Source organism: Pseudomonas sp. GW821-FHT05D12 (assembly GCF_059419825.1).
The window spans coordinates 90,285-99,707 of sequence record NZ_JBWKSN010000018.1 but is presented as its reverse complement, the minus strand read 5'-3'; the positions used below and the strand labels follow the sequence as shown (position 1 = coordinate 99,707).

Below are 9,423 nucleotides of genomic sequence, written 5' to 3'. Positions count from 1 at the left end.
GTTAATAGAGCCAAACAACTCTGCTCTACCAACTCCTTCTGGGCTTCGATGAACTGAAGCAAGTCGCTGTCGAATCTCGCGTAACCCTTTGTTTATCAAGGAGTTTTCCGTTTCGACTGCGCCGGAAGTGGGGCGAATTATAGACTTCCAGAATCTGCCGTCAACACCTTTTTTCACATTTCTGTCATATCGGTCAAAAAGCCCGCAAAAACGCGAAAGCCGGCCCCAAGGGGCCGGCTTTCTAGTTACCCAGCCTTACAGGCTAGGGAAGGCAAACTGCGACGCTTCATGACTGGCGCGCTGCGGCCAACGCTGGGTAATCGCCTTGCGACGGGTATAGAAGCGCACGCCATCCGGCCCATAGGCATGCAAGTCGCCAAACAGCGAACGCTTCCAGCCACCAAAGCTGTGATACGCGACCGGCACCGGCAATGGAACGTTCACGCCGACCATGCCCACTTCAATCTCGTCACAGAACAGCCGGGCCGCTTCACCGTCACGGGTGAAGATGCACGTGCCATTACCGTATTCGTGATCGTTGATCAGTTGCATCGCCGCTTCCAGGCTGCTCACCCGGACCACGCACAGCACCGGCCCGAAGATCTCTTCCTTATAGATACGCATCTCAGGCGTCACGCGGTCGAACAGGCTACCGCCCAGGAAGAAGCCCTCTTCATGCCCGGCAACACTCAAACCACGCCCGTCGACCACCAGCTCAGCGCCCGACGCCGCGCCGTCTTCTATATAGCCACTGACTTTATCCCGTGCCTGCCCCGTCACCAACGGCCCCATATCCAGGCCGCAGGATGTGCCCGCACCAATCTTCAGCGCCTTGACCTGCGGTACCAGCTTGGCGATCAACGCATCCGCCACCTGATCACCCACGCACACCGCCACCGAGATCGCCATGCAACGCTCGCCACAGGAACCATAGGCCGCGCCCATCAACGCGCTGACCGCGTTATCCAGGTCCGCATCCGGCATCAACACCGCATGGTTCTTCGCGCCGCCCAGGGCTTGGACGCGCTTGCCGCGTTTGGTTGCCTCGGCATAGATGTATTCGGCAATCGGCGTCGAACCAACAAAGCTCAGCGCCTTGACTTCTGGGGCCTCGATCAACGCATCCACCGCGCCCTTGTCGCCGTGCACCACGCTCAGCACGCCTTTGGGCAAACCGGCTTCCTGCAGCAGTTGTGCAATCAGTAGCGTCGAACTCGGGTCGCGCTCGGACGGCTTGAGGATGAAACAGTTACCGCAGACGATCGCCAGTGGGTACATCCACAGCGGCACCATCGCCGGGAAGTTGAACGGGGTGATGCCCGCCACCACACCCAACGGCTGGAAGTCCGACCACGCATCAATGTTCGGCCCGACGTTGCGGCTGTACTCACCCTTGAGAATTTCCGGCGCCGAGCACGCGTACTCAACGTTCTCGATTCCGCGCTTGAGCTCACCGGCAGCATCTTCCAGCGTCTTGCCGTGCTCTTCACTGATCAACTGCGAGATGCGTGCTTCGTTCTGCTCCAGCAATTGCTTGAAACGGAACATCACCTGGGCGCGCTTGGCCGGCGGGGTATTACGCCAGGCTGGAAACGCTGCCTTGGCCGAGTCGATCGCCTGTTGAATGGTTTCACGGCTGGCCAACGGCACCTGGTGAATGACCTGGCCGGTGGATGGGTTGTAGACGTCGGCACTTCGACCGCTGTCGTTGACCAACTCACCGTTGATCAAATGCTGGATAAGGCTCATGCAGGGCTCCTGAAAAGTTGTTCTATATAGAAGGAGAAATCAGTCGATCTTGTTCAGCACTTCGCCGACCGCATCGAACAGACGATCCAGGTCCTGCGGCTTGCTGTTGAAGGTTGGCCCGAACTGCAGGGTGTCACCGCCAAAGCGCACGTAGAAACCGGCCTTCCACAACGCCATGCCGGCCTCGAATGGACGCACGATCGCATCACCGTCACGCGGGGCAATCTGGATCGCACCGGCCAGGCCATAGTTACGAATGTCGATCACGTTCTTGCTGCCCTTCAACCCGTGCAGCGCATTCTCAAAGTGCGGGGCGACTTCGGCTACGCTCTGCACCAGGTTTTCCTTCTGCAGCAGGTCCAATGCCGCAAGGCCGGCAGCGCAGGCTACCGGGTGCGCCGAGTAGGTGTAGCCGTGAGGGAATTCCACCGCGTACTCAGGCGTCGCCTGGTTCATAAAGGTCTGATAGATCTCGCTGCTGGCAATCACCGCGCCCATCGGGATCGCGCCGTTGGTGACTTGCTTGGCGATGCACATCAGGTCCGGGGTCACACCGAAGCTGTCGGCGCCGAACATTGAGCCGGTACGGCCGAAACCGGTGATCACTTCGTCGAACACCAAGAGGATGTTGTGCTGGTCGCAAATCTCACGCAGACGCTTGAGGTAGCCCTGTGGCGGTACCAGCACGCCGGCGGAACCGGCCATCGGCTCGACAAACACGGCGGCGATGTTCGACGCGTCATGCAACTCGATCAGTTTGAGCAGCTCATCGGCCAAGGCAATCCCGCCCTGCTCCGGCATGCCACGCGAGAACGCATTGCTCGCCAGCAAGGTGTGCGGCAGATGGTCAACATCCATCAAGCCCTGGCCAAACAGTTTACGGTTGCCGTTGACGCCGCCCAGGCTGGTACCGGCGATGTTCACCCCGTGGTAACCACGGGCGCGGCCGATCATCTTGGTCTTGGTGGCCTGGCCCTTCAGGCGCCAGTAGGCACGCACCATCTTCACCGCCGTGTCGGCGCACTCGGAACCGGAGTCGGTGAAGAACACGTGGTTGAGGTTGCCCGGGGTCAGATCGGTGATCTTTTCTGCCAGCTGGAAAGACAACGGGTGACCGTATTGGAAGCCCGGGGAGTAGTCCAAGGTGCCCAACTGCTTGGCGACGGCCTCCTGGATTTCCTTGCGAGTGTGCCCGGCGCCACAGGTCCACAGGCCCGACAGCGAATCGTAGACCTTGCGGCCCTTGTCATCCGTCAGCCAACTGCCTTCGGCGGCGACGATCAACCGTGGGTCACGCTGGAAGTTACGGTTGGCCGTGTAGGGCATCCAGTGCGCATCCAACTTCAGTTGGCTGGCCAGGGACGAAGGGGCGTTTTCGGGCATGTTCATCAGCAAAACCTCGCAGGGCAAAAGGCAGCGTCGGGATTGAAAAGCGTTGTTGCAGCTAAATTGCCACGGGGATAAAGTCGGTGAAATCCAACTCTTCTAACCTTCAGTCAGGCCTTTACTAAACTATGAGCAGCCGTCGACCCGATCCTCTGGCCCAAGTCAGCGACTTCGATATTCGCCTGCTGCGCATCTTTCGCAGCGTGGTCGAGTGCGGCGGCTTTTCGGCGGCGGAGACCGTGCTCGGTATCGGCCGCTCCGCGATCAGCCAGCAGATGAGCGACCTGGAGCAGCGGCTCGGATTAAGACTCTGTCAGCGCGGCCGCGCCGGTTTTTCCCTTACCGAAGAGGGCCGCGAGGTCTACCAATCGGCGCTGCAGCTATTAAGTGCCCTGGAAAGCTTTCGTACCGAGGTCAACGGCCTGCACCAGCACCTGCGCGGCGAGTTGATCATCGGCCTGACCGACAACCTGGTCACCCTGCCCCACATGCGCATCACGCACGCGTTGGCGCAGTTGAAGGAACGCGGCCCGGACGTGCAGATCCAGATCCGCATGATCGCGCCCAATGAAGTGGAACAAGGGGTACTCGACGGTCGCCTGCACGTCGGCGTGGTGCCCCAGGCCAGCGCCCTCTCCGGCCTCGAATACCAGCCGTTGTACAGCGAACGCTCGCTGCTCTACTGCGCCGTCGGCCACCCGCTGTTCTATGCCGATGACAAGCAACTGGACGACGCGCGCATCGACACCCAGGACGCCATCGCCCCCACCTTCCGCCTGCCCGCCGAGATCCAGGCTCATTACCAGGCGCTCAACTGCACCGCCAGCGCCTCCGACCGCGAGGGCATGGCGTTCCTGATTCTGACCGGTCGCTACATCGGCTACCTGCCCGACCACTACGCCAGCCTGTGGGTGCAACAAGGCCGACTGCGTGCACTGAAACCGACTACACGTTTTTACGATTTGAGCCTCGCATCGGTCACGCGCAAGGGACGTCGCCCTCATTTGGTGCTGGAAAGTTTCCTGGAAAGCCTGGCAGCAACGCGCTAACTCGGGGCCTGCGCAAAAAGCTGAGCAGTTGGACAGTTTTTTGCAAGGGTACGAGGACCTTGAACCGTCCGCCTCGAGTTGCCCACCATGCCACCAGAATCCACCAGCCCCAGTGACCTGATCTACGGCCTGAATGACCGACCGAAACCGCTGCCCTCCCTGCTGGCCGCCTTGCAACATGTGTTGGCCGCTTTCGTCGGCATCATCACCCCGCCGCTGATCATCGGGTCCACGCTGGGCCTTACCGCCCACTTGCCCTACCTGATCAGCATGGCTTTGATGGTGTCCGGCGTAGGAACCTTCATCCAGGCCCGCAGGCCATTCGGCATTGGCGCCGGGATGATCTGCCTGCAGGGCACCAGCTTTGCGTTTCTCGGCGCGGTGTTGTCCGCAGGGTTCCTGGTCAAGCAACGTGGCGGCAGCCCGGAAGACATCCTGGCGATGATCTTCGGTGTGTGCTTTTTCGGCGCGGCGGTACAGATCGTGCTGAGTCGTTTCATCGGCCAGTTGCGCCGGGTCATCACCCCGTTGGTCACCGGGATTGTCATCACGCTGATCGGCATCAGCCTGATCAAGGTCGGCATCACGGATTTGGGCGGCGGCTTCAATGCCCCGGACTTCGGCGCCCCGACCAACTTGGCGCTGGGCCTGTTCGTGGTGCTGACGATCATCCTGCTCAATCGCTCCAACACGCCGTGGGTGCGCCTCTCGGCCATCATTATCGGGTTGGCCCTCGGCAGCCTGGCGGCATGGTTCAGTGGCAAGCTGGTGCCACACGCCCTGCCCGATTTGCCTCTGGTCAGCCTGCCGATACCGTTTCGCTTCGGCTTCAACTTCGACTGGAGCGCATTCCTGCCAATCGCGCTGATTTATCTGATCAGCAGTATCGAAACCGTGGGCGACCTCACGGCCAACTGCATGATCGCCCGTCAACCCATCAGCGGCCCTGCTTATATAAGCCGGCTTAAAGGCGGCGTGCTCGGCGATGGCGTCAGCTGCATGATCGCCGCCACCTTCAGCGCCTTCCCCAACACCACCTTTGCGCAGAACAACGGCGTGATCCAACTCACTGGCGTGGCCAGCCGTTACGTCGGGCTGTACATCGGCGTGGTGCTGTTCGCCCTGGGCCTGTTCCCGTTGATTGGCGCGGTGCTGCAGCAGATCCCCAAGCCGGTGCTGGGCGGTGCGACCCTGGTGATGTTCGGCAGCGTGGCCGCCGCCGGCGTGCGCATCCTGGCCCAGGCGCCGCTGGACCGGCGCAGCATGCTGATCATCGCCACTTCATTCGGCGTCGGCCTGGGCATTGCCGCCCAACCCAACCTGCTGCACTTGATGCCCGTCCTGGTGCAGAACCTGTTCGACTCGGCCATCACCAGCGGCGGGCTGACGGCGATTGTGTTGTGCCTATTACTGCCGGAAACCAAAGCGACCTCGGTTGCCGCAAACCGCGCGTCGGAAAGCGACAGCCTGGAACCGCTTTGACGGTTTTATTGCATCGGGACTTGTCTGAGGCTTGAGGGTGGGTTATCTGTGCACACGTCGCCATCATCGATCAGCACGGAAACCTCCATGAGCCTCGAAGTTCCTGCCCACAGCAACCCCGCCGGTAAACCCGCCAGCCGCATTCGGCAAAAGAACGAACAAGCGATTCTCCAGGCTGCTGAAGATGAGTTCGCGCGCCATGGCTACAAAGGCACCAGCATGAATACGATTGCCGCGAGCGCCGGGCTGCCCAAGGCCAACCTGCATTACTACTTCACCAATAAACTGGGCCTGTACATCGCGGTGCTCAGCAATATCCTGGAGTTGTGGGACAGCACCTTCAACGCCCTGACCGCCGATGACGACCCGGCTGTAGCCCTCACCCGCTACATTCGCACCAAGATGGAATTCTCGCGACGCCAACCCCAGGCCTCGCGGATCTTTGCGATGGAGATCATCAGCGGCGGCGAATGCCTGACCGAATATTTCAGCCAGGACTACCGCGCCTGGTTCAGCGGCCGGGCGGCGGTGTTCCAGGCCTGGATGGATGCCGGCAAGATGGACCCGGTCGACCCGGTGCACCTGATCTTCCTGTTGTGGGGCAGCACCCAGCATTACGCCGACTTCGCCACCCAGATCTGCCGTGTCACCGGGCGCACCAAGCTGACCAAGCAAGACATGGAAGACGCCGGGACCAACCTGATCCACATCATTCTCAAAGGCTGTGGCGTCAAGCCGGCCCCCTGAAGACGCGACTTATGCCTTTCACGCTTACCGGCCTTTGCGAGTTTCGCGAAGAAATTCGCAAAAGCCGCTTTATCACCCTCGCCGCACCGATCACCAGCCCGCAGGACGCCCAGGCGTTTTTCGAGCAACACAGCGACTTGAATGCCACGCATAACTGCTGGGCCTGGAAGCTCGCCGATCAATACCGCAGCAATGACGACGGTGAACCTGGCGGCACCGCTGGGCGGCCGATCCTTGCGGCCATCGAGGCACAAGGATTCGATCAGGTCGCCGTGCTGGTGATCCGCTGGTACGGCGGCATCCAACTGGGCACCGGCGGCCTCGCGCGCGCCTATGGCGGCGGCGCGAATAAATGCCTGCAGGCCGCCGAGCGCATCGAGCTGATCAGCCGCGTGCCGCTGAGTTGCGCCTGCAGCTTCTCCGAACTGAACCTGGTCAAGCTGCGCGTCGCCGAACTCGGCGGGCTCGTCGTCGAGGAAAACTTCACCGCCAACGGCGTGGAGCTGCAACTGGCCCTCGGCGAAACCCAGATCGACACCCTACAAACCCAGCTCGCCGACTTGAGCCGAGGACGTATCCTGCTGCAACGCTGAAACTGCTACTGTTGTGCACTGAATTCCCTGAACCGCGATTTCAAAGGAAGCCCTTCATGTCTACGCCAAAAACCGCACTGATCATCGGCGCCTCGCGCGGGCTGGGCCTTGGCCTGGTCAAGCAATTGCTCAAGGATGGCTGGGACGTGACCGCCACCGTGCGTGATCCGAACAAGGCCGATGCCCTCAAAGCCGTCGGCCCGGTGCAGATCGAGAAGCTCGACATGGACGATCAACAAGCCGTGATCGCCCTGAACCAGCAGCTCAAGGACCGCACCTTCGACCTGCTGTTCGTCAACGCCGGCGTCAAGGGCCCCGCCAATCAGGAGCCTGGTCATGCCACCCTGGCGGAAGTCGGCCAGCTGTTCTTCACCAACGCCGTGGCGCCGATCAACCTGGCCCAGCGCTTTGTCGGGCAGATCCGCAAGGACAGCGGTGTGCTGGCGTTCATGAGTTCGGTACTGGGCAGCGTAACCATCCCCGATGGCTCGGACCTGGCGCTGTACAAGGCGAGCAAGGCCGCGCTCAACTCGATGACCAACAGCTTTATCACGCAACTCGGTGACCACAAGCTCACCGTGCTGTCGCTGCATCCGGGCTGGGTGAAGACCGACATGGGCGGCGAAAACGCGCATATCGATGTCGACACCAGCGTGCGCGGCCTGGTGGACCAGGTGAACGCCTACACTGGCAAGGGCGGTCATCACTTCATCGACTACAAGGGCGACACCATCGCCTGGTAACGCCATTCCACTGTGGGAGCGTTTGCCGGCGATGGTCTCAAAGGCAGCGCGCTCCTACAGATAGACCCGAACATAGACTACAAGTAGACTCTGCACCTCGCCCTCACCGGCGACCCTGGATCAGCAGACAGGGCAACACTGAGCTGGCAAACCTGAACCCATCATTCAGAGGAGCCGGCCAATGCCTGCGACCCGTATCTGGTTAAAAAACCCCCTCGCTATTTTCACTGCCAACGGCCTCGACGCCCGTGGCGGCCTGGTGCTGCAAGACGGTGTGATCACCGAGGTGCTGCCCTTGGGCCAAGCCCCCGCACAACCCTGCGCGCAGGTGTTCGACGCGCGCGAACACGTAATCCTCCCGGGGCTGATCAACACCCACCACCATTTCTACCAGACCCTGACCCGCGCCTGGGCGCCGGTGGTCAACCAGCCGTTGTTTCCCTGGTTGAAAACCCTGTACCCGGTATGGGCACGGCTGACCCCGGAAAAACTCGCGCTGGCCACTAAAGTTGCACTCGCCGAGCTGCTGCTCTCGGGCTGCACCACGGCGGCCGATCACCACTACCTGTTCCCCGACGGCCTGGAAAATGCCATCGATGTGCAGGTGCAAAGCGTGCGCGAACTGGGCATGCGCGCCATGCTCACCCGCGGCTCCATGAGCCTGGGAGAAGCCGACGGCGGCCTGCCGCCACAGCAGACGGTGCAACAAGGCCAAGTGATCCTTGACGACAGCCAACGCCTGATCCGCGAATACCACCAGCGGGGCGACGGCGCGCAGATCCAGATTGCCCTGGCGCCCTGCTCGCCGTTTTCCGTCACGCCGGAAATCATGCGCGCCAGCGCCGAACTGGCCGACCAACTCGATGTGCGCCTGCACACCCACTTGGCGGAAACCCTCGATGAAGAAGACTTCTGCCTGCAGCGTTTCGGCCTGCGCACGGTGGACTACCTCGACAGTGTCGGCTGGCTCGGCCCGCGCACCTGGCTGGCCCATGGCATTCACTTCAACCCGGATGAAATCGCGCGCCTGGGAGCGGCCGGTACCGGCATCTGCCACTGCCCGAGTTCGAATATGCGCCTGGCGTCGGGCATCTGTCCGACCCTGGACCTGCTCGCCGCCGGCGCGCCTATCGGCCTGGGCGTGGACGGCTCGGCCTCCAATGATGCCTCGAACATGATTCTCGAGACCCGCCAGGCCCTGTACATCCAGCGCCTGCGTTATGGTGCCGAGAAGATCACGCCAGAAGGCGTACTGGGCTGGGCGACCAAGGGTTCGGCGCAGCTGCTGGGGCGCACGGATATCGGCGAGTTGGCCGTTGGCAAACAGGCCGACCTGGCGCTGTTCAAGCTCGATGAGCTGCGCTTCTCCGGCAGCCACGACCCGATTTCCGCCCTGCTGCTGTGTGGTGCAGACCGTGCGGACCGGGTGATGATCGGCGGCCAGTGGCGTGTGATCGACGGGCAGGTTGAAGGCCTGGATCTCAAAGGCTTGATTGCCGATCACAGCCAGGCGGCGCGTGAACTGATCAACCCAATTTAACGGAAGAAACGCCATCAACATGTGGGAGCGGGCTTGCTCGCGAATGCAGTAGATCAGTCAGCTTATGCATCGACTGACACACTGCCTTCGCGAGCAAGCCCGCTCCCACACTGGTTTCCAGGGTGCTCTGTAGA

8 protein-coding genes are annotated in these 9,423 nt (G+C 61.5%); 6 read left to right on the top strand and 2 right to left on the bottom strand.

Annotated features, from left to right (window positions below):
• Positions 1 to 255: 255 nt before the first annotated feature.
• A complete protein-coding gene (locus tag AC07SI_RS27490) occupies positions 256 to 1,749 on the bottom strand; it encodes a CoA-acylating methylmalonate-semialdehyde dehydrogenase (RefSeq protein WP_495006910.1) in 1,494 nt (497 codons plus the stop codon).
• Positions 1,750 to 1,788: 39 nt separating this feature from the next.
• On the bottom strand, positions 1,789 to 3,138 hold the full coding sequence (aptA, locus tag AC07SI_RS27485) for an omega-aminotransferase AptA (protein ID WP_065900385.1): 1,350 nt from the start codon (positions 3,136 to 3,138) through the stop codon (positions 1,789 to 1,791).
• A gap of 125 nt (positions 3,139 to 3,263) precedes the next feature.
• On the opposite strand from aptA, the gene AC07SI_RS27480 reads away from it, so the two are divergent.
• From AC07SI_RS27480 to AC07SI_RS27455, 6 genes are all read left to right on the top strand, one after another.
• A complete protein-coding gene (locus tag AC07SI_RS27480; protein ID WP_065900383.1) occupies positions 3,264 to 4,184 on the top strand; it encodes a LysR family transcriptional regulator in 921 nt (306 codons plus the stop codon).
• Positions 4,185 to 4,271: 87 nt separating this feature from the next.
• A complete protein-coding gene (locus AC07SI_RS27475) occupies positions 4,272 to 5,666 on the top strand; it encodes a uracil-xanthine permease family protein (RefSeq protein ID WP_065900381.1) in 1,395 nt (464 codons plus the stop codon).
• A gap of 87 nt (positions 5,667 to 5,753) precedes the next feature.
• Complete coding sequence (locus AC07SI_RS27470; protein ID WP_065900379.1) at positions 5,754 to 6,413, top strand: TetR/AcrR family transcriptional regulator; 660 nt, start codon at positions 5,754 to 5,756, stop codon at positions 6,411 to 6,413.
• Between the two features lie 11 nt (positions 6,414 to 6,424).
• A complete protein-coding gene (locus tag AC07SI_RS27465) occupies positions 6,425 to 7,006 on the top strand; it encodes an IMPACT family protein (protein WP_106805251.1) in 582 nt (193 codons plus the stop codon).
• 56 nt (positions 7,007 to 7,062) lie between these two features.
• On the top strand, positions 7,063 to 7,749 hold the full coding sequence (locus tag AC07SI_RS27460; protein WP_495006909.1) for an SDR family oxidoreductase: 687 nt from the start codon (positions 7,063 to 7,065) through the stop codon (positions 7,747 to 7,749).
• Positions 7,750 to 7,930: 181 nt separating this feature from the next.
• Positions 7,931 to 9,289 (top strand): 8-oxoguanine deaminase, encoded by a 1,359-nt coding sequence (locus AC07SI_RS27455; RefSeq protein WP_282398116.1) that lies wholly within the window; start codon positions 7,931 to 7,933, stop codon positions 9,287 to 9,289.
• Positions 9,290 to 9,423: the final 134 nt, after the last annotated feature.

Excerpts from the sequence above, each read along its gene's own strand:
- AC07SI_RS27475 (WP_065900381.1), top strand. The coding sequence starts at position 4,272 with ATGCCACCAGAATCCACCAGCCCCAGTGACCTGATCTACGGCCTGAAT.
- AC07SI_RS27470 (WP_065900379.1), top strand. The coding sequence starts at position 5,754 with ATGAGCCTCGAAGTTCCTGCCCACAGCAACCCCGCCGGTAAACCCGCC.
- AC07SI_RS27465 (WP_106805251.1), top strand. The coding sequence starts at position 6,425 with ATGCCTTTCACGCTTACCGGCCTTTGCGAGTTTCGCGAAGAAATTCGC.
- AC07SI_RS27490 (WP_495006910.1), bottom strand. The coding sequence starts at position 1,749 with ATGAGCCTTATCCAGCATTTGATCAACGGTGAGTTGGTCAACGACAGC.
- AC07SI_RS27480 (WP_065900383.1), top strand. The coding sequence starts at position 3,264 with ATGAGCAGCCGTCGACCCGATCCTCTGGCCCAAGTCAGCGACTTCGAT.
- AC07SI_RS27460 (WP_495006909.1), top strand. The coding sequence starts at position 7,063 with ATGTCTACGCCAAAAACCGCACTGATCATCGGCGCCTCGCGCGGGCTG.
- AC07SI_RS27455 (WP_282398116.1), top strand. The coding sequence starts at position 7,931 with ATGCCTGCGACCCGTATCTGGTTAAAAAACCCCCTCGCTATTTTCACT.
- aptA (WP_065900385.1), bottom strand. The coding sequence starts at position 3,138 with ATGAACATGCCCGAAAACGCCCCTTCGTCCCTGGCCAGCCAACTGAAG.